The sequence below is a fragment of the Parabacteroides sp. 52 genome, assembly GCF_010500925.1.
Classification (GTDB): domain Bacteria; phylum Bacteroidota; class Bacteroidia; order Bacteroidales; family Tannerellaceae; genus QVMG01.
The window spans coordinates 127,343-146,758 of sequence record NZ_QVMG01000011.1; the positions used below are offsets into that span (position 1 = coordinate 127,343).

Annotated in this window: 13 protein-coding genes; 7 read left to right on the forward strand and 6 right to left on the reverse strand. The window is 44.8% G+C overall.

Features of this window, described 5'->3' with window-relative positions; translation table 11 throughout:
- Positions 1 to 464: 464 nt before the first annotated feature.
- Positions 465 to 2,348 carry an ABC-F family ATP-binding cassette domain-containing protein gene (locus D0T51_RS08115; protein ID WP_163727729.1) on the forward strand — a complete coding sequence of 628 codons (1,884 nt, stop codon included), beginning with the start codon at positions 465 to 467 and terminating at the stop codon, positions 2,346 to 2,348.
- Positions 2,349 to 2,434: 86 nt separating this feature from the next.
- Here D0T51_RS08115 and D0T51_RS08120 read toward each other — a convergent pair whose 3' ends face one another.
- The 5 genes from D0T51_RS08120 to D0T51_RS08140 all read right to left on the reverse strand — a co-directional run bounded on the left by D0T51_RS08120 (position 2,435) and on the right by D0T51_RS08140 (position 12,175).
- Entirely contained in the window at positions 2,435 to 4,591 is a 2,157-nt protein-coding gene (locus D0T51_RS08120; protein WP_163727733.1) for a translation factor GTPase family protein, read from the reverse strand.
- Positions 4,592 to 4,792: 201 nt separating this feature from the next.
- Entirely contained in the window at positions 4,793 to 6,589 is a 1,797-nt protein-coding gene (typA, locus tag D0T51_RS08125) for a translational GTPase TypA (RefSeq protein WP_163727736.1), read from the reverse strand.
- A 129-nt stretch (positions 6,590 to 6,718) separates the two neighbouring features.
- Entirely contained in the window at positions 6,719 to 8,206 is a 1,488-nt protein-coding gene (locus tag D0T51_RS08130; RefSeq protein WP_163727739.1) for an IMP dehydrogenase, read from the reverse strand.
- Between the two features lie 188 nt (positions 8,207 to 8,394).
- On the reverse strand, positions 8,395 to 10,446 hold the full coding sequence (locus D0T51_RS08135) for an outer membrane beta-barrel family protein (RefSeq protein ID WP_163727741.1): 2,052 nt from the start codon (positions 10,444 to 10,446) through the stop codon (positions 8,395 to 8,397).
- A gap of 64 nt (positions 10,447 to 10,510) precedes the next feature.
- The gene (locus D0T51_RS08140; RefSeq protein WP_163727744.1) at positions 10,511 to 12,175 is read right to left on the reverse strand and encodes an AMP-binding protein; all 1,665 of its coding nucleotides are present in this window, start codon (positions 12,173 to 12,175) and stop codon (positions 10,511 to 10,513) included.
- Between the two features lie 111 nt (positions 12,176 to 12,286).
- Here D0T51_RS08140 and mtaB point away from each other — a divergent pair, with 111 nt between their 5' ends.
- The 4 genes from mtaB (at position 12,287) to rpsO (ending at position 15,938) form a co-directional block, all read left to right on the forward strand.
- Positions 12,287 to 13,603, forward strand: a complete 1,317-nt coding sequence (mtaB, locus tag D0T51_RS08145) for a tRNA (N(6)-L-threonylcarbamoyladenosine(37)-C(2))-methylthiotransferase MtaB (protein ID WP_163727747.1) — start codon at positions 12,287 to 12,289, stop codon at positions 13,601 to 13,603.
- A 9-nt stretch (positions 13,604 to 13,612) separates the two neighbouring features.
- Complete coding sequence (locus tag D0T51_RS08150) at positions 13,613 to 14,509, forward strand: lysophospholipid acyltransferase family protein (RefSeq protein ID WP_163727750.1); 897 nt, start codon at positions 13,613 to 13,615, stop codon at positions 14,507 to 14,509.
- Positions 14,506 to 15,552 carry a glycosyltransferase family 2 protein gene (locus tag D0T51_RS08155; protein ID WP_163727753.1) on the forward strand — a complete coding sequence of 349 codons (1,047 nt, stop codon included), beginning with the start codon at positions 14,506 to 14,508 and terminating at the stop codon, positions 15,550 to 15,552. Before D0T51_RS08150 ends, D0T51_RS08155 begins: the two co-directional genes overlap by 4 nt.
- 116 nt (positions 15,553 to 15,668) lie before the next feature.
- A complete protein-coding gene (gene rpsO / locus D0T51_RS08160; protein WP_163727755.1) occupies positions 15,669 to 15,938 on the forward strand; it encodes a 30S ribosomal protein S15 in 270 nt (89 codons plus the stop codon).
- 609 nt (positions 15,939 to 16,547) lie between these two features.
- Here the strand turns inward: rpsO and D0T51_RS08165 are convergent.
- Positions 16,548 to 17,465 (reverse strand): DMT family transporter, encoded by a 918-nt coding sequence (locus D0T51_RS08165; RefSeq protein WP_163727758.1) that lies wholly within the window; start codon positions 17,463 to 17,465, stop codon positions 16,548 to 16,550.
- Between the two features lie 142 nt (positions 17,466 to 17,607).
- On the opposite strand from D0T51_RS08165, the gene D0T51_RS08170 reads away from it, so the two are divergent.
- Both D0T51_RS08170 and D0T51_RS08175 read left to right on the forward strand, forming a co-directional pair.
- Positions 17,608 to 18,909 (forward strand): phenylacetate--CoA ligase family protein, encoded by a 1,302-nt coding sequence (locus D0T51_RS08170; protein WP_163727760.1) that lies wholly within the window; start codon positions 17,608 to 17,610, stop codon positions 18,907 to 18,909.
- Between the two features lie 20 nt (positions 18,910 to 18,929).
- Positions 18,930 to 19,355 carry an amino acid-binding protein gene (locus tag D0T51_RS08175; protein ID WP_163727763.1) on the forward strand — a complete coding sequence of 142 codons (426 nt, stop codon included), beginning with the start codon at positions 18,930 to 18,932 and terminating at the stop codon, positions 19,353 to 19,355.
- Positions 19,356 to 19,416 lie beyond the last annotated feature (61 nt).

Sequence of the window (19,416 nt, forward strand, 5' to 3'; positions counted from 1 at the left end):
CACTGCAAGCAGTGGTCCCCCTCTTCTTATCCAAGAAGAGGAGCCAGGATAGTGCCAGTCACTAATTGTTAATTATAATCTTTCACGCTCTTCAATCCACTCATCACTAAACACTCATCACTAAACACTAAACACTCATAATTAATCGTTAATCGTTCATCGTTAGTATTTCCCATTTTCAATTAAAAAATGCTGTTGTCCGTACAAGTAATACCGTTTTTTTGCAGGTGAAAAAAAATGCCGATAGCCGTCGGCAAAATTGCCGATATACGTCAGCACTTGTGCCGATATATATCGGCAATTGTGTCGACAATTATCAGCACAAGTGTTGACGGCTATCGACTCTTGTGTTCCCGCGCCATTTTATGGGAAGAAAAGGGAATAAAAAGCGGGGCTTTCGGGAAATATACCTATGATTGCATGGATGATTCTTGTATCTTTGTTCGCTGAAAAACAAGAAAATTATGATTAGTTACCTGCAAATAGACGGACTGACAAAGAGCTTTGGTGATTTGCTCCTTTTTGAGAATATGACATTCGGGATTGCCCAAGGACAAAAGATCGGACTGATAGCCAAGAATGGTTCGGGAAAGACTACGCTTTTGAATATCATCGCCGGCAAAGAAGGCTACGAAAATGGAGCCGTTGTCTTTCGCAATGATTTGCGGGTAGGTTATCTGGAACAATCACCTTCGTATCCGGAAGGACTGACGGTATTACAGGCTTGTTTTTATTCACCCAACGAAACGGTCCGGCTGATAGCTGAATATGAAGAAGCCATGGCCAAAGAGGATCATAGTCGGCTGGAGGATATACTGGAACGTATGGATGCGATGAAAGCCTGGGACTATGAACAGAAAGCCAAACAGATCCTGACGCAATTGAAGATTCAAAATCTGGATCAGAAGGTAGAGACCTTGTCGGGAGGACAGTTGAAGCGGGTAGCCCTGGCGAATGTGTTGATTACCGAACCGGAACTTATCCTCTTGGATGAACCGACAAACCATTTGGATATGGAAATGACCGAATGGCTGGAAGGATATCTCGGCCGTGCCAATATCAGTATTCTGATGGTGACCCACGATCGTTATTTTCTGGATCGGGTATGTAACGAAATCATGGAGATCGATCGGAAGCAAATCTATCATTACAAAGGGAATTACAGCTATTACCTGGAGAAACGGGAAGAGCGGATAGAAGCGGTGAATGCCGATATCGAACGGGCGAATAACCTTTTCCGCAAAGAACTGGACTGGATGCGCCGGCAGCCGCAAGCCCGCGGAACCAAAGCCAAATACCGGGTCGATGCTTTTTACGAACTGGAGAAACGGGCGAAACAAGAACGGAACAATTCGCAGGTGAGCCTGGAGGTGAAAGCAGCGTATATCGGTTCCAAGATTTTCGAAGCGCAGCATGTCAGTAAACGTTTTGGGGATCTCCGCATTGTGGAGGATTTCAACTATGTCTTTTCCCGGTACGAGAAGATGGGTATTGTGGGGAATAATGGAACCGGTAAGTCGACATTCATAAAAATGCTGATAGGCGAGGTGGCTCCGGATAGTGGAGATTTTGATATTGGCGAGACAGTGCGTTTCGGTTATTATAGCCAGGAGGGTCTGCGCTTTGATGAGCAGATGAAAGTGATCGATGCCGTACAAGATATTGCCGAATATGTGGACTTGGGGGATGGAAATAAATTAGGGGTATCCCAGTTTCTGAACTATTTTCTTTTTACCCCGGAAAAGCAACACAGTTATGTCTATAAGTTGAGTGGGGGAGAGAAGCGACGTTTATATTTGTGTACGGTCCTGATGCGTAATCCGAACTTTCTGGTATTGGATGAGCCGACAAATGACCTGGATATTGTTACCTTGAATGTATTGGAGGAGTACCTGCGTCATTTCAAAGGATGTGTTATTGTGGTTTCCCACGACCGTTATTTTATGGACAAGGTGGTGGATCACCTGCTTGTCTTCCGGGGCAATGCGGATGTGAAGGACTTCCCCGGCAACTATACCCAGTACCGGCAATGGAAAGAAGAGCAAGACCGGCAGGAAAAAGAAGCGGAGGCCACGCGTCTTGCCCGGCAAAAAAAAGAAACCGAGAAACCGAAAGAACAGGCGCCTAAGGTTAAAAAGAAACTCTCCTATAAAGAACAAAAGGAACTGGAGGCTTTGGATGTGGAGATACCGGCACTGGAGGCAGAAAAAGCAGAACTGGAAACGGTGATGAGCAGTGGCACCCTCTCTAATGACGCCTTATTGGAAAAATCTTCCCGCATAGCGCAGGTGATGGAAGAGATTGAAGAAAAGACCTTACGTTGGCTCGAATTGAGTGAGTTTCTCTAAGGCATATCTCTCGATTATATAACAAAAGGGCTGTTTCTCACGAGACAGCCCTTTTTATATTGATTATTATGAAAAAGAAAATGATTTTATTCTTCCGTTTGAGAGGCTTCGTATTCTTTCAATAGTTTGTCCTGTACATCGGTCGGTACAAGTTCATAACTGGCATACTTCATCGTGAAAGAACCCCGGCCTCCGGTAATAGAACTCAAAGAGGTCGAATAGTTCGACATCTCTTTCAGCGGTACTTTGGCCATTAATTTCTCAAAACCGTTTTCACTGTTCATACCCATGATGATGGCACGGCGTCCCTGCATATCACTCATGACATCCCCCAGGTAATCACCCGGTACGGACACCTCTACATCGTAAACAGGCTCCAGGATCTTCGGACCGGCATTCTTAAAGGCAGTGCTGAAGGCATGGCGGCCAGCTAACATGAAGGATATTTCATTACTGTCTACCGGGTGCATTTTTCCATCATATATAATGATGCGTACGTCCCGGGCGTATGAACCGGTTAAAGGTCCCTGTTCCATACGGGCCATAACGCCTTTCAGAATGGCAGGCAGGAAGCGGGCATCGATGGCACCACCGACGATACTGTTTACAAATACCAGTTTGCCGCCCCAGTCCAGGTCTACGGTCTGTGTGTCACGTACACTTATCTTGAATTCCTGTCCGTTGAAACGATAGATTTCCGGGGTAGGCATGCCTTCGGTATAGGGTTCGATGATTAGATGCACTTCCCCGAATTGTCCGGCACCCCCCGATTGTTTCTTGTGGCGATAGTCGGCACGGGCCATCTTGGTGATAGTCTCCCGGTAAGGAATCTTGGGTTCAAGGTACTCAATGGCAAGCTTGTCGTTGTTTTCAATTCGCCATTTCAATGTGCGCAGGTGAAATTCTCCCTGTCCGGATATGATTGTTTGTTTCAGCTCTTTCGATTGTTCGATCAACCAGGTAGGATCTTCTTCGTGCATACGTATGAGGATCTCCATCATCTTTTCCGAATCGGATTCGTTGACGGCTTTTACGGCCCGGCGGTATTTGGGATCCGGATATTTTATAAAGTCAAACTTATAATCCACTCCTTTGCCGTTCAACGTATTTCCCCGACGTACATCTTTGAGTTTGACGGTAGCACCGATATCTCCGGCAACCATTTCTGTGACGGTATGACGGGTTTGGCCGGCAACTGCAAATATCTGGGCAATACGTTCTTTGGAGCCGCGATCAGCATTGAGGAGGTCGTCTCCTTCTTTCAGTTTGCCTGATACGACTTTGAAGTAAGATACCTGGCCAATATGGGGCTCTATGGTTGTTTTAAAGAAGAATACACTGGCAGGTCCGGTAACATCCGGTTTCACTTCCGTTCCAGTGGTTGTTACTAATGCCGGCATTTTATCCGGAGTAGGTACAACATTACCCAGGAATTCCATGGTCCGGCGTACACACATATCCCGGCTGGCGCATACGCAGAATACCGGATACATACCCCGTGTGAGCAGACCGGCGCGGATACCTGCACGCATATCGTCTTCACTGAGTGTGCCTTCTTCAAAGAATTTTTCCATCAAAGCGTCGTCGTGTTCGGCAGCCGATTCGACAAGAGCCTGGTGCAGTCCCATCGCTTTGTCCATCTCTTCGGCTGGAATATCTAATACCTCAGGAACGCCTCCTTCCGGTTTCCATTGGTACATTTTCATTTTTAATACATCCACCACGGCATTGAAGGATGCTCCTGTGGATATGGGATATTGAATAGGCACTATTTTGGATCCCCAACGGTCTCTCAGTTGACTGATGGTCGCATCATAGTCGGCTTTGTCATTATCCAACTGATTGGCTATGAAGATAACTGGTTTTTGAAATTGGTCGATATAGCGGAATTGATTGATTGTGCCTACTTCCACACCATATTGTGCATTCAGAACCATCAAGACGGTATCCGTCACATTCAATGCCGATACGGCTCCACCGATAAAGTCATCCGAACCCGGACAGTCGATAAAGTTTAGTTTTTTATCCTGCCACTCAACACTGAAAACGGTTGAGAATACAGAGTAACCATACTCCTTCTCAACCGGGAAATAGTCGGATACTGTATTTCCTGTATCTACAGAACCGCGACGTTTTATAACTCCACCCTCGTAAAGCATTGCTTCAGCGAGAGTGGTTTTCCCAGAGCCAGAACTTCCCAAGATAGAGATGTTCTTAATTTCATTTGTTTGATATACCTTCATGATTTCAGGGATTATTTGAGTTTAACAATAAAGAACGGACGTGAATTTTTCACGAGGTCGCAAATTATCGATTGTTAGGGGAAAAAACAATTCTGACAAAGTGTTTCAAAACAATGTTTTTTGACAGGAGGGCATGAAAAAGAGGCTGTGTCAAAGATATGACACAGCCTCTTCCGGTATTATGATTATATAAATAATGTATTATCTGGATTGCCGTTTGCGCTCCGTTTCATCGAGAATGATTTTACGCATGCGCATATGGTTGGGGGTGATTTCTACATATTCATCGGCTTTGATATATTCAAGTGCATCTTCCAAGCTGAAAACAACCGGAGGAGCCAAAGCTACTTTGTCGTCCGAACCGGAGGCACGCATATTGGTAAGTTTCTTGGATTTGGTCACATTGACCACCAAGTCGCCCTCTTTGGTATGTTCTCCTACGACTTCCCCTGCATATACTTCTTCCCCCGGTGGGATAAAGAAACGTCCACGGGATTGAAGGTTATTCAATGCATACGCAAAGGCCGTACCTCCTTCCATCGCGATGATGGAACCGTTCATGCGGCGTTCGATATCTCCTTTCCAAGGTTGGTATTCCAGGAAGCGGTGTGCAATGATGGCTTCACCGGCCGATGCGGTCAACAGGGTATTATTCATTCCGATGATACCGCGTGACGGGATTGTAAATTCCAGGTGCATCCGGTCGTTTTTGTTTTCCATCATAGTCATCTCTCCTTTGCGTTTCGTCACAATATCGATCACACGACTTGCGCTTTCTTCCGGTAGATTGATGGTGAGTTGTTCTACCGGTTCGCATTTGACACCGTCTATTTCTTTGATGATTACTTGGGGTTGACCCACTTGCAATTCATATCCTTCGCGTCGCATGGTTTCTATTAATACAGATAAGTGAAGTACACCGCGTCCGTAAACCAGCCAGGAGTCGGCAGAGTCGGTAGGAACAACACGTAAGGCGAGGTTTTTATCCAATTCTTTTTGCAAACGTTCAAATATATGGCGGGAGGTAACGAATTTACCATCTTTACCAAAGAAGGGAGAATTGTTGATCGTGAAAAGCATAGACATGGTCGGCTCGTCAATATCAATGGTAGGGAGTGGTTCCGGGTTGTTGATGTCACAAACAGATTCGCCGATTTCAAACCCATCGATACCGATCAAGGCACAGATATCGCCTGATTTGACGGAGCTTACTTTGGTACGGCCGAGCCCTTCGAATACGTTTACTTCTTTTATTTTTGATTTAACCAGGGAACCGTCTCGTTTGCAGAGCATAACTTCCTGGCCTTCTTTCAACTCGCCGCGATGTACACGCCCTACGGCTATACGCCCTACATATTTGGAAAAGTCCAAAGAGGTGATTAACATCTGGGGGGTACCTTCCAATACTTCCGGCTCCGGGATATGTTCAATGATGGCATCCAGGAGGGGAAGGATATTATCCGTCGGTTTCTGCCAGTCATTCGACATCCATCCTTGTTTGGCTGAACCGTAAATGGTTGGGAAGTCCAATTGCTCTTCGGTGGCATCGAGGCTGAACATCAGGTCGAATACCATCTCTTGCACTTCGGAAGGACGGCAGTTGGGTTTGTCTACTTTGTTGATTACAACAATGGGTTTCAACCCTATCTGAATTGCTTTCTGAAGAACAAAACGCGTTTGCGGCATAGGGCCTTCAAAAGCATCGACCAATAACAGACAGCCGTCCGCCATATTCAAGACACGTTCCACTTCCCCTCCGAAATCGGCGTGTCCCGGGGTATCAATAATATTGATTTTATACTCTTTATAGTTAATGGATACGTTTTTGGCCAGGATAGTGATCCCTCGTTCCCGCTCTAAGTCATTGTTGTCCAGGAACGTGTCCGGTTCTGCCTGTCCCTCACGGAAGAGCTTGCCGGCTAATAACATTTTGTCCACAAGCGTCGTTTTGCCGTGGTCTACGTGTGCGATAATCGCAATGTTTCTTATCTTTTGCATTGAAGACTATAATTTAGTGGGCGCAAAGGTACGATTAATTTATGGAAATTTTTTTAATAGTATACAAAAAGAGGATAGCCGTAAATTGACTATCCTCCTATTATTCTAACGGGCAGATGATTGTCTGTCCTATTCTTTGAGTATAACATCGTGTGCACCGCCTTCAACGATACTTGTCGAAGAGACAAGGGTGATTTTGGAAAAACGTTGTAAATCCTGGATGTTTATAGCTCCACAGCTGCACATGGTCGCTTTGATTTTACCCAGTGTCAGATCCAGGTTGTCTTTCATCTTTCCGGCATAAGGGACATAACTGTCTACTCCTTCTTCGAATTTGAGTGCTTCACTTCCTCCCATGTCGTAACGTTGCCAGTTTTTAGCCCGGTTGGAACCTTCTCCCCAATATTCTTTGACGAAGTTGTTTCCCATTTTTAATTTCTTTGTCGGAGATTCATCGAAACGGGCAAAATAACGTCCCATCATCAAGAAGTCTGCTCCCATAGCCAATGCCAAAACCATATGATAATCATGTACTAATCCGCCATCACTACAGATAGGGATATATACACCTTTTTTTCGGTAATAGTTGTCACGTGCCTGCGCTACATCCATTAAAGCTGTCGCCTGTCCCCGGCCGATACCTTTCTGTTCGCGGGTGATACAGATGGATCCTCCGCCAATACCTACTTTGATAAAGTCTGCACCCGCATCTGCCAGGTAGTTAAATCCTTCCTGGTCTACCACATTGCCGGCTCCTACCAATACTTTTTCGCCATAGGTTTCTTTGATCCAGACCAGCGTGTCGTATTGCCATTCCGAATAACCATCGGAAGAGTCTATACAGAGAACATCCACTCCGGCTTCCACCAAAGCAGGTACACGTTCTTTGTAGTCGCGGGTATTGATACCAGCTCCTACCAGAAGTGTTTTGTCCGGTCCTGACATTTCATTCGGGTTATCTTTATGGCTATCATAATCTTTACGGAACACAAAATACTGTAGTTTTTGATTCTCGTCGATAATAGGCAATGTATTCAGTTTGTTATCCCAGATGATTTGGTTCGCCTCTTTGAGTGTGATTCCCAATTTACCGGTTATTAAATCAGAAAAAGGAGTCATCAGTTCTTTCACCGGAGTGTCTACTCCGTCTTTTTCCAAGCGGTAATCCCGGCTGGTGAGTATGCCTAACAGTTTGCCATTGGAAGTACCGTCATCGGTTATACCTATGGTGGAATGTCCTGTTGCGTTTCCTAGCTTTATTACATCAGCCAATGTACTGTCCGGAGTGAGATTCGAGTCGCTGATGACAAATCCTGCTTTGAACTTTTTCACCTTGCGAACCATTTCTACCTGACCTTCTATCGACTGCGAACCGAAAATAAATGAAAGTCCGCCATTGCGAGCCAGCTCAATGGCCAGTTCGGGGCCGGATACGGATTGCATAATAGCGGATACAACCGGAATGTTCAGGTGAATAGCGGCTGTCTCTTCTGACTTAAACTTCACCAAAGGTGTTTTCAGGGAGACATTCGAAGGGATACATTGTTTAGTTGTCAAACCGGGAATAAGAAGATATTCCCCAAACGTTCTTGATACATCGTTTAAGTAGATAGCCATGTTCTTTTTTTTAGTAATAAAAAATTGGTCAGCAAAGGTAGTTAATTTCATTCATATATGTAATTACTCCCGGCTGAAATATTTAAACAGGAATAGGAGAGAGGGATAAAATAGGTTGCTTCGGTGTGATGAAAGAGAAAAGAATTCCGGTTGTGTTCTTGTGATAATCGACTGGGATTCATCTCGTTTCAAAGCGAATAGGTGAATGTCAGCCAAGCGACACGGGCATCCCGGTTCCTGATCTGTTTCATGTGTAAGTCTTCCGTATTGATGATTGTTGTTTCTTCCAATGTATCCAAAATATTATAGATGCTGAGGTTTACACGCAATTGCTTTTGCATCAGGTATTGAGATATGCCTGCGTTTAGGCTGGAGCGTTTTTTTATTTTGCCCTGAGGGGTTAATTGATCGGAAAGATAAAATCCATCGAATTGAAGTTCCGTACGGGCAGTAAGATGTATATTTATCATTGTCTTCAGATCCCAGCAAAAGAGTGATTTCTTTTCAGTGTAACCGATAGAGCGTCCGTCTATCTCATCCCAGAATAGATTACCGGAAAAATGAACAGACAAAAAATGTCCCGGGCTCCAGGAAGCAGTGGCTTCTGCTCCCAGGATCTGTGAGTGTCCGATATTTTCTTTTCTCCATACGGTTTGTTCGTCGATTATTTGTGCCGTTTCCATGATCCGGTTGGTTTTATTCCGGTAATAGACTGCCGGGAGGAGGCGAAGCCGGGAGAGATTCAGGGAATAGGTTAGCGCGAGAGAATGAATAGATTCATTTTTGAGATTGGGGTTCCCCTGGGATATATGCGTCATATCGCTCTGGTTGATGAAAGTGTTGAGCTCTGCTCCTGTAGGACGAATCACGCGTTGGAGATAAGTAAAGGAAATCCTGTTCTTATTGCTGGGAAGATACGTTATAGCGGCTCTTGGATAAAGATGATACCGTTTGTGTAGGGTCTCACGGATTTTTTGCGTATTGTATTCTGCTTGTAAGCCGATCTCTCCTTCTATCAATCCCCCTTTTTTCTCCAGGCAGGCATATAGTCTGTGCGTTGAACGCCGGAAAATATAGGCATCCGACTTTTGCGGGTTGGCTATCCAGCTTTCGTCTTTCAGGTTGTTGGCCTCAGCTGTATATTTCTCTTCTTTGAAATGCCCGGCATAACCTGCGTTCAAGTATAGACCGGGAGAGAGGGTATATTGATAATCTCCTGCAGCGTAGAAGTTGTCTTTCTTTTGCCGGATAAAAAGATTGTCCTGTGCGACAAAGACAGCTGTCTGTGGATCTTCGTTTTTAAAGTCATTCTCTTCATCGTATGTGAAGTTGTTGTAATTGAGGATAACCTCCAGTTGGTGGTTGCTTAAGTGATGTTTCCAGCGTGCCTCGGCTGCGTAAGCTTCTTGTCGTTGTTCATTGAACCGATGACGAAGGATCCGGTTTATGACCTCCCCGGCCGGGTTCTTTCGTGTATTCTTTATGGCTCCGTAGCGATTGTAACTCATCAGGTGATAAAGTCCGTAAACCGTAAACCGGTCGTTGGGGGTTATGTCATAATCGACAGAGAGGTCGGCCAGATGAACAACCGGCCGGGCGGATGCATTATTATTCATTTCCGTTGTGCCGGAGGTATGGGTCGTTGTTTTCTGAAAACGGCGTTCCCTGTATTCCTGTCTGTAGTTATACTTAGCTGTTATATGGAATTTATCCGGATGCAGATTTACAACAGCCCCGGCATTATAACGCTCATTCCACCCGGCACCGAGAGAGATTTGCAGGGGGCTGTCCTGGGAGGAACGGGAAGATCCCAGGTTTATCATACCGGCATCCCCATCCGGAGCCCATTGGATGGGAGGGTAAGAGGAGACGGTAATCTGATTAAAAAAAAGAGCCGGTAGTTGTATCAATATATCTCCGTTATATTCCTCCAATAATCCATAAGGTACATTGTTTATCTGCATATGGGCTTTTGTGGAACCACGGTAGGTGATGCCTCCTTCTATATCCGTATGCAAGGAAGGAATCTGCCGCAGGGCTTCAGCCGTTGTTCCGGTCATACTACTCAGGTTGTCCTCTACCTGTAGTCTTTGGGTCTTTCCTCCGCTCAGTCCTCCGAAACGTATTCCTTGTATCTCAATATTTCCCAGGGAGACAATGGTGTCTGCTACAACCTGAGAACAGAGGTTTTGGTTTATTCCGATAAGAAATACGATAAAATAAACTACTTTTTTCGTCATCTTTAGCCTTTGCATATAAAAATCATTTCATAGCTGATGGGTGGTCTTGTATTTGCTCTCTCTCTTAATAATTGCTGTACAAATAGCGTTTGATACTTTTTTTAGGGGTCTTTTCAAACTCCGTCGGATATAATTGCAAAGAAGAAACCGTTTCGTAAGGTGCCAATAGCTTGTTCAATTCGGTGCGGTTTTGCTCCATGATGACCGTCAGGTCGTTGTGGGATATGCCCGTGCCGTCTACTGCCTCGTAGTCGGGGTAAACCAAACCGATAAGTTTTCCGTTCTTTTCGACCACCACACTTTCCATGACAAAGGGCAGGTTGTTCAGTTTCGATTCAATCTCTTCCGGATATATATTTTGTCCGCTTGAACTTAATATCATTGTTTTGCTACGGCCACGGATATAAATACGCTTATTTTCATCGATTGTTCCCAAATCCCCTGTTTTCAACCAGCCGTCTTCCGTGAATACGTTCTGGGTGGCTTCGTCATTTTTATAATATCCTTTCATGACGTTTTCTCCTTTGACTTGTATCTCTCCTACCTGATTGTAGGGGTCGTCGGAGTCAATGCGCACCTGCATAATGCCTTTGAGTACCTGTCCGCAAGAGCCGGGTATAAATTCTTTGTTATTGTCATAACTGATTAATGGGCCGCATTCGGTCATGCCGTAACCGATTGTAAAAGGGAATTTGATTTTATAAAGAAAATCCGTCACTTCCATATTCATAGCGGCTCCTCCGACAATCACCTCCCGGAAACGTCCTCCCATAGCATCTATCAGATGTTTGCGTATCTGGCCGTATATCCGTGTATCCAATAGGGGAATGTTCAACGCCAGTTTCATGGTGCGCTTATTAAGCTGGGGTAAGATCATTTTTTTGTAGATCTTTTCCAGGATAAGAGGAACGGTGATAATCAGGTTCGGTTTGATCTCTTCAAATGCTTTCAATAATATTTTGGGAGAAGGTACTTTGCCTAATATATACGCATGGGCACCAAAAGCCATGGGTACAAGAAAGTTGAAGGCGCAGCTATAGGCATGAGCCAGGGGTAAAAAGCAAAGCATGCGTTCGCCCCGGAAGATAACATCCAAGGTTTTTGCATATGTCACATTGCCTCCCAGGTTATTGCCCGTAAGCATTACCCCTTTACTGAAACCGGTCGTGCCGGAGGTGTAATTCAACAGAACGACTTTGTCGTTGTCCAGTTCGGCATAGTGGATATCCTCTTTCGTAAATCCTTGGGGATATGTATCCGCCATCTTCCGATCCAGGGAGAGTAAGAGTTTCTGGATGCTTTCGCCATCCCGTTGATGCAGGCAGCGAAAGTCGGAAAGAGAAAAGACGGCCCGTATATCTTCGATTTTATCTTCTTCTAGAGAGTCCCAGATCCTATTGCTTACAAAAAGAAAGACCGACTCGGAGTGATTGATGATATGATGTACATCGTTCGGACTGAAATCTTGTAAGATAGGAACGATTATAGCCCCGTAGGTCACCGTTGCCATGTAAACGATACACCAATGGGCGCAATCTTTTCCGATAAGAGCGATTTTATCTCCCCGGCGGATCTGACATTCCTGAAAGATCAGGTGTAACCGGGCTATTTCTTTGGCTACCTCTTCAAAGGTGAATGTCTTGTTTTTATTATAATCGGTTAGTGCAGGTAAGTCCCAATTCTCTTTGAAACTCTCTTCGTATATTTTAATAAAATTTTCTTTAATCATGGAATAAATGTGTCAATAAAGAGCAAAAGTAGAGACAATAAAGCATATATACAACTAAAAATCAAGGGAAGATTCACCGTTTTGTATAACTTTGCAGGGAAATAAAAAGCAATGATCGATCATACAATATTTGAAAATAAAATAGCGGCCTATTATACCTTGGGCTGTAAACTTAATTTCGCTGAAACGTCAACTATAGGTAAAGCCCTGGCAAATCATGGTATCCGTAAAGTGCGGCCGGGAGAAAAAGCGGACATATGCGTCATCAATACCTGTTCGGTGACGGAGCTGGCTGATAAGAAATGCAGGCAGGCTATCCGGCGTATCGGCAAACAACACCCGGGAGCTTTTATCGTAGTGACCGGTTGTTACGCCCAGTTAAAACCCGAAGAGGTGTCCCATATTGAAGGGGTAGACCTGGTCTTGGGTACGGAGCAGAAATTAGATATCTTCCTCTATCTGGATAATTTAAAGAAAAAAGAAGAAACGGGTGTCGTTATCTCTTCTTCTTCCAAAGACATCCGGCGTTTCTCTCCTTCCTGTTCGACGGATGACCGGACGCGTCATTTCCTGAAAGTGCAGGATGGCTGTGATTATTATTGCTCCTACTGTACCATCCCTTTTGCGCGTGGGCGAAGCCGGAACGGGAGCATTGACAGCCTGGTTCAACAAGCCCGGGATGTGGCCGAAAAAGGAGGGAAAGAAATCGTACTCACCGGGGTGAATATTGGTGATTTTGGAAAGACTACCGATGAGTCTTTTATCGATCTGCTCCGGGCATTGGATGAGGTGGAAGGTATAGAGCGTTACCGCATATCTTCTATTGAGCCGAATCTGATTACTGATGAAGCCATTGATTTTGTCGCAGCGAGTAAGCGTTTTGCCCCTCATTTTCATATCCCATTGCAGAGCGGGAGTGACGGTGTTTTGCAGTTGATGCGTCGTCGCTATGACACCGCTCTTTTTCGCCATAAGATAGAAAAGATCAAATCCGTCATACCGCATGCATTCATTGGGGTAGATGTTATTGTCGGCACAAGGGGGGAGACAGAGGAGTTGTTCGAAGAAGCCCGTTGTTTTATAGACAGTCTGGATATAAGTCAATTGCATGTCTTTAGTTATTCGGAACGCCCGGGCACACAGGCGTTGAAGATTGAAAACCCAGTGGATCCGAAGAGCAAACAGATGCGTAGCCAGCAGCTCCTGGATATATCTGAGAAAAAACTACAGGCCTTTTATGCCTCCCACCGAGGGCGGCAGGCGGTGGTGCTTTTCGAACATACCCGCAGGGGAAACCTGATGCACGGATTTACAGAGAACTATATCAAAGTGCAGGCTCCCTATGATAGTTCCTGGGTAAACGAAGTACGTTCCATACAACTTGGCGATTGGAACGAAGACAAAACAGCTTTAGTCATAAAAGATTAATATAATATAATGTGGGGTAAAATTGGATACGGCTTATTATATGCCTGGGTAAAGGTGCATGCTTTACTGCCGATGCGGGTGCTTTATCTCTTTTCGGATATATTTTATTTGTTCGTGTATAAGATTGCCGGATACCGCCTGCGTGTGGTACGCCGGAATATGAAAGCTTCTTTCCCGGAGAAGTCGAAACAGGAACTGCGCAAACTGGAGAGGGAGTTTTATCATCATTTTTCGGATTATGTGGTAGAGACCATTAAGTTGGCGCATATCTCCCTGGAGGAGGTACAACGTCGTGCGTTGTTGCGCAATCCGGAGTTGGTCGATCAATTGATAGAAGAGGGGCATACCTGCTTTGTCCTGATGATGGGCCATTATGGCAACTGGGAATGGTTTTCGGCCTCTTCTTCCCGGTTTAAGGATTCACGTGTTTATCAAATATACCGCCCGTTGACGAATAAGGCGTTCGATCGTCTTTTTATCATGTTACGTACCCAATTCGGTTCGTGTGGGATAAAGAAGAATGATACGATAAGAGATGTGATCAAGCTCAAGCAAGAGAAAACCCATTCCGTCGTTATCTTTTTGGCAGATCAAACACCCAGTAAGGCGAATCTGCACTATTGGACCTCTTTCCTGCATCAGGAAACATCTGTCTTGACAGGGCCTGAGCGTATTGCCCGCAAACTGGATCTACCGGTTATTTTCCTCGATACACAAAAAGTGAAACGGGGTTATTATACGGTCGATATGCAATTGATCACAAAGACACCGAAGGAAACGCCTGCATTCTGGATTACGGAGCAATATACCCGTTTGATGGAAAAATGTATTTTGCGCAACCCGGCGTATTGGTTGTGGACGCATAAACGATGGAAGTATAAACAGGAAGATGGAACGGGGGTATGAAAAAGGTAGCGATTGTTATATTGAATTGGAATGGGAAGGCGTTGTTGAAGCAATTTCTCCCTTCCGTCTTGGCTCATAGTCCTGCGGATATCGCGGAAGTGATTGTGGCGGATAATGGATCTACCGACGATTCCGTCGCTATGCTTCGGGCAGATTTTCCGTCTGTTGGTTTGATCCTATTGCATCAAAACTATGGATTTGCCGAAGGATATAACCGTGCCCTGGAAGAGGTGGATGCGGAATATACGGTTTTGCTCAATAGCGATGTGGAAGTAACCCCCGGTTGGTTGGAAGCTCCGTTGGCCGCTTTGGATAAAGAAAAAGACATTGCCTGTGTACAACCCAAGATACGGGCAGAGCGAAAGAGAGATTCTTTCGAATATGCCGGAGCAGCCGGAGGTTTTCTGGATAAATATGGATATCCTTTTTGCCGGGGACGCCTGTTTCATCGGGTGGAGAAAGACAAAGGGCAATACGATACGCCTATTGAAGTCTTGTGGGTAAGCGGTGCCTGTATGTTTATCCGTACGGCTGTGTATAAAAAAGAAGGAGGCCTGGATGCTGCATTCTTTGCACATCAGGAGGAGATTGATATGTGCTGGCGTCTTTGTATGCGTGGGTATCGGTTGCAGTGTATCCCTCAATCGCTTGTTTATCATGTAGGGGGAGCAACCCTGGAGATGGAAAGCCCGCGGAAGACATTTCTCAACTTCCGAAATAATCTATTGATGCTCTATAAGAATTTACCGGAGCAGGAGCTCCTGCCGGTATTGCGCATCCGTTTTTTGTTAGACTACCTGGCGGCCGCTCAATTTTTACTTACCGGACATCCGCATAATGCCAAAGCGGTATACGATGCGCGAAAGGCCTTTGGGCAGCTTCGTCAGGCGTATGTACCCGTGCGCCGGGAGAATTTGCAAAAGGCGGTATTTACTTCCCTTCCGGTGGTGATGCCTAAAAGTCTTCTCGTTCAATTCTATCTAAAAGGGAAAAAACTCTTTTCCGCCCTGCTTTCAGATGGCTTTCCGGAAGTGAAAAGATAAGTTTGTCGGGCGTTCGAAGTAAAAAGAAATAAAACGTATTGTCGTTTTAAAATATATTCCTATATTTGCAGCCGCTTAAATAACATAGTATTCATTTATTAAAGTAACAAAGAATCATGTATTTAGATTCAGCTAAAAAACAAGAATTATTTGAGAAGTACGGTAAGTCAACGACTGATACCGGTTCTCCAGAAAGTCAGATTGCTTTATTTACGTTCCGTATCTCGCATCTGACAGAACATCTTAAAAAGAATCACAAAGATTACAGCACGGAAAGAGCGCTGAAGATGTTGGTAGGTAAACGTCGTCGTTTATTGGATTATTTGGTGAAAGTAGATATCGAACGTTATCGTTCTATCATCAAAGAACTTGGTATCAGAAAATAAGAAATCATCTATACGAAGTAAGAAAGAGGATGTGTCCAAAGGGATACATCCTCTTTTTTTTGAGGATCATCCTTTTTTTGAGGGAGATCCTCTTTTTTTATGAAAGAGCGGGATAGGGTTCTTTGACTATTGTCTTGAAAAGGAGGGAGATAACTTTCGAAAGATTGTCTGTTTTTAGGGAGAAATTTTATTGCCGATGGGCATCGGCAATATTGACGATGCTGTTCAGCAATATTGTCGAACGTGTTCAGCAATGTTGCCGATGCCCATCGGCAATAGAATAACTCTTGTATTAATTGAAAAAAACAGTTGCTATTTTTTATTCAGTACTCTCGCTTTATGCGTAGTTCTGAGGAGGGCGTTGACCCGTAATTCTGAGGGGGGTGTAAGGGGAATGGATGGGTATAAAAAATTAAAGGCTGTCTCACGACAACCCCTAACCAAACTTTGTTAACCTTAAATCTAATACTATTATGAAAAAACCACGATACAAATATAGGGGTACTTTTGAATATGCCCGCTTGTTTTGTATTAAATAGTGTTGATGTAGAACTAATAAATATTAAAACCTTATCTCTTGATGTTCAGGTCCTTTTGTTTAACATTCTTTTATTTGTTCTTTATTCGGAAGAATCTTTTGAGAGAGGTGAAATAACGTTCAGGCAGTTGAAGTGTTTGTAAAGCCAGGGTGATGATGATGATGCCGATAACGGAAGGCAGGTCGGGCTTCTCGTCCGCCAAAAAGATCCAACTAAGTACGCATCCGCTTACGGGAATGATGAATTTCCACATATTCAGTTCGGATACTTTTACGTCCGGGCGTTGCAATAGGCTGTACCAGATCGAAAAAGCAGCCGCTGGAATAAAGGCGAGCCAGAGAAGTGCGATATAAAATTCAGGCGGATAAAGTTTGATCTCCGGTTTTTCGATAAAAAGAGCAGCTATAATCAACATAATGCCTCCGGTGAAATTGGCAAATGAGGTAAGGGCGATAGGGGAGATGTTGTGTTTGTTTTGTTTGACAACCATGATGTTGGTGTATCCGCCTATCAGGTTGCTGCATAACAAGAGGGCTACGCCCGGGTAGAAAGCCGGATTATCGCTTGTAAATCCCCCTTTTGCCAGGCTGATAAAGACGACTCCCGATAAGCCCAGGATGATAGCGATGATTTTCCGGGTACTCATTTTGTCGTTCGCCAATGTGAGATGAGCCATGATGGCTACAAAGAGTGGGCCTCCGCCGATAATAATAGCCGCCGTAGATCCGGGGACCTTGTCCAGTCCCATGAAGAAAAGCCCGTATTGCAGGAAGGTTTGTAGAAAAGCGAAGCGTAACATAAAGCGCCAATGTCTCAGGGAGGCGGCCAGGTGGACCTTTTTTACCCACATGACCGGGACTAACAATAGGCCGGCCAGGGTGAACCGCATGCCCGACAGATAAATGGGGTCGACATACTGAAATCCGATTTTGGCTCCGGCAAAGGCCGAGCCCCAGAGTAAACAGGCTAAAATGGCTTTTGTTTTCATGAAATTGTTTTCGCTTTCAGGGCTGCAAAGGTATACTAATTTAGATGATAAATTAAAAAAATGTCGTTACTTTGCAACTTATTTAAGCTACCTGCTTACAAATTAACAGTTATACTCATTTAAAAGAAACAGTATTATTGCCATGATGTGGAATGAGATGATCGAGAGCATGAGTCGGGAAGAGATGCGTAAATTGCAAAGTGCCCGACTGAAACATATTGTTGAACATGCTTATCACAATACGCCTTTTTACCGGAAGAAGATGCAGGAGATGGATGTCACCCCTGCGGATATTCAATCTATTGATGATATTGTAAAATTGCCTTTTACGGTTAAACAAGACCTGCGGGATAATTATCCTTTTGGTTTGATGGCGACTCCCATGTCGGAGATTGTACGTTTGCATGCCTCGTCGGGAACCACCGGCAAGCCGATTGTGGTGGGGTATACACGCAAGGACCTCTCGATGTGGTCGGAGGTGGTCGCTCGTTGTCTGACGGCTTACGGAGCCTCGAAAAACGATATTGTCCAGATCTCTTATGGTTACGGTTTGTTTACCGGTGGACTGGGTGCACATGCCGGGGTAGAGGCAATCGGTGGAACGGTGATCCCTATCAGCAGCGGCAATACGGAAAAGCAGATACAATTGATGCATGACTTTGGAGCCAATATCTTGTGTTGTACCCCTTCGTATGCACTTTACCTGGCGGAAACGATTCATGCGTCGGATATTCCGTTGGAAGAGTTTAAATTGCGTATCGGGGTTTTCGGTGCGGAGCCCTGGACGGATAATATGCGGAAGGAACTGGAAGAAAAGCTGAATATAAAAGCTTATGATATATATGGCCTGACAGAGATTTGTGGACCCGGCGTGGGGGGCGAATGTGCCTGTCAGAACGGTACGCATTTATGGGAGGATCATTTCTTTCCGGAAATAGTGGATCCGGCGACTTTGCAGCCGGTGGCTCCGGGCGAACCGGGCGAATTGGTTTTTACGACGTTGACAAAAGAGGGGATGCCGATGCTCCGCTACCGTACGCGCGACCTGACTTCGCTGAACTATGAGAAATGTGCCTGTGGGCGGACGGCTGTGCGCATGAACCGTATCCTGGGACGTAGTGATGATATGTTGATTATCCGTGGCGTAAATGTATTTCCTTCCCAGGTGGAGTCTGTCTTATTGGAGATGCCTGAGTTTGAACCTCATTATTTTATTGTGGTGGACCGGGTGAACAATACGGATACCTTCCAGGTGCAGGTCGAACTGCGCCCTGCGTATTATTCGGATGAGATGAATAAGGTGTTGGCGTTGAAGAAGAAAATCGCCGCGCGTATGCAGAGTGTGATCGGGCTTCAGCCGGATATAAAGATCGTGGAGCCACGCAGTATAGAACGCAGCATGGGAAAAGCCAAACATGTGCAGGATAATCGGAAACTTGTTTAATCCTTAAAAACGAAATAACTATGTTAGCAAAACAATTATCTATTTTTCTGGAAAATAAGAAAGGACGTTTTACGGAAGTGGCCAAGATTTTAGGAGAGGCCGGGATTAATATGACTGCATTTACGGTGTCGGAGAACTCGGATTTCGGCATTCTTCGTTTGATTGTGTCGGATACGGAAAAGGCTATTGCGGTCTTGCGCGAGCAACTTTATGGGGTGAGTGTGACGGATGTGGTCTGTCTGCGTTGTCCCAACCAGCCGGGTTCTTTGGGGAAAGCGATGGATATCCTGACGAAGAATGGAATCTTTGTTGAATATATGTATGCCTTTTCGCAGGGAGATACGGCCAATGTGATCATTCGTCCGGATAATCTGGAAAAGTGTGTGACGGTTTTAACGGAAAATAAACTGGAACTTTTAGCCGCGAGTGATTTGTATAAGTTGTAATTATTAACGTTTTGTGTTTCGTTTATTGAACGGATTACACTAACTTTGCGCGCTAAAAGTA

What these genes read in the sequence shown, in the direction of transcription:
- D0T51_RS08170 (WP_163727760.1), top strand. Translation starts at nt 17,608, where the DNA reads ATGATGTGGAATGAGATGATCGAGAGCATGAGTCGGGAAGAGATGCGT.
- D0T51_RS08115 (WP_163727729.1), top strand. Translation starts at nt 465, where the DNA reads ATGATTAGTTACCTGCAAATAGACGGACTGACAAAGAGCTTTGGTGAT.
- D0T51_RS08130 (WP_163727739.1), bottom strand. Translation starts at nt 8,206, where the DNA reads ATGGCTATCTACTTAAACGATGTATCAAGAACGTTTGGGGAATATCTT.
- D0T51_RS08140 (WP_163727744.1), bottom strand. Translation starts at nt 12,175, where the DNA reads ATGATTAAAGAAAATTTTATTAAAATATACGAAGAGAGTTTCAAAGAG.
- mtaB (WP_163727747.1), top strand. Translation starts at nt 12,287, where the DNA reads ATGATCGATCATACAATATTTGAAAATAAAATAGCGGCCTATTATACC.
- D0T51_RS08155 (WP_163727753.1), top strand. Translation starts at nt 14,506, where the DNA reads ATGAAAAAGGTAGCGATTGTTATATTGAATTGGAATGGGAAGGCGTTG.
- D0T51_RS08120 (WP_163727733.1), bottom strand. Translation starts at nt 4,591, where the DNA reads ATGAAGGTATATCAAACAAATGAAATTAAGAACATCTCTATCTTGGGA.
- typA (WP_163727736.1), bottom strand. Translation starts at nt 6,589, where the DNA reads ATGCAAAAGATAAGAAACATTGCGATTATCGCACACGTAGACCACGGC.
- D0T51_RS08135 (WP_163727741.1), bottom strand. Translation starts at nt 10,446, where the DNA reads ATGACGAAAAAAGTAGTTTATTTTATCGTATTTCTTATCGGAATAAAC.
- D0T51_RS08175 (WP_163727763.1), top strand. Translation starts at nt 18,930, where the DNA reads ATGTTAGCAAAACAATTATCTATTTTTCTGGAAAATAAGAAAGGACGT.
- rpsO (WP_163727755.1), top strand. Translation starts at nt 15,669, where the DNA reads ATGTATTTAGATTCAGCTAAAAAACAAGAATTATTTGAGAAGTACGGT.
- D0T51_RS08165 (WP_163727758.1), bottom strand. Translation starts at nt 17,465, where the DNA reads ATGAAAACAAAAGCCATTTTAGCCTGTTTACTCTGGGGCTCGGCCTTT.
- D0T51_RS08150 (WP_163727750.1), top strand. Translation starts at nt 13,613, where the DNA reads ATGTGGGGTAAAATTGGATACGGCTTATTATATGCCTGGGTAAAGGTG.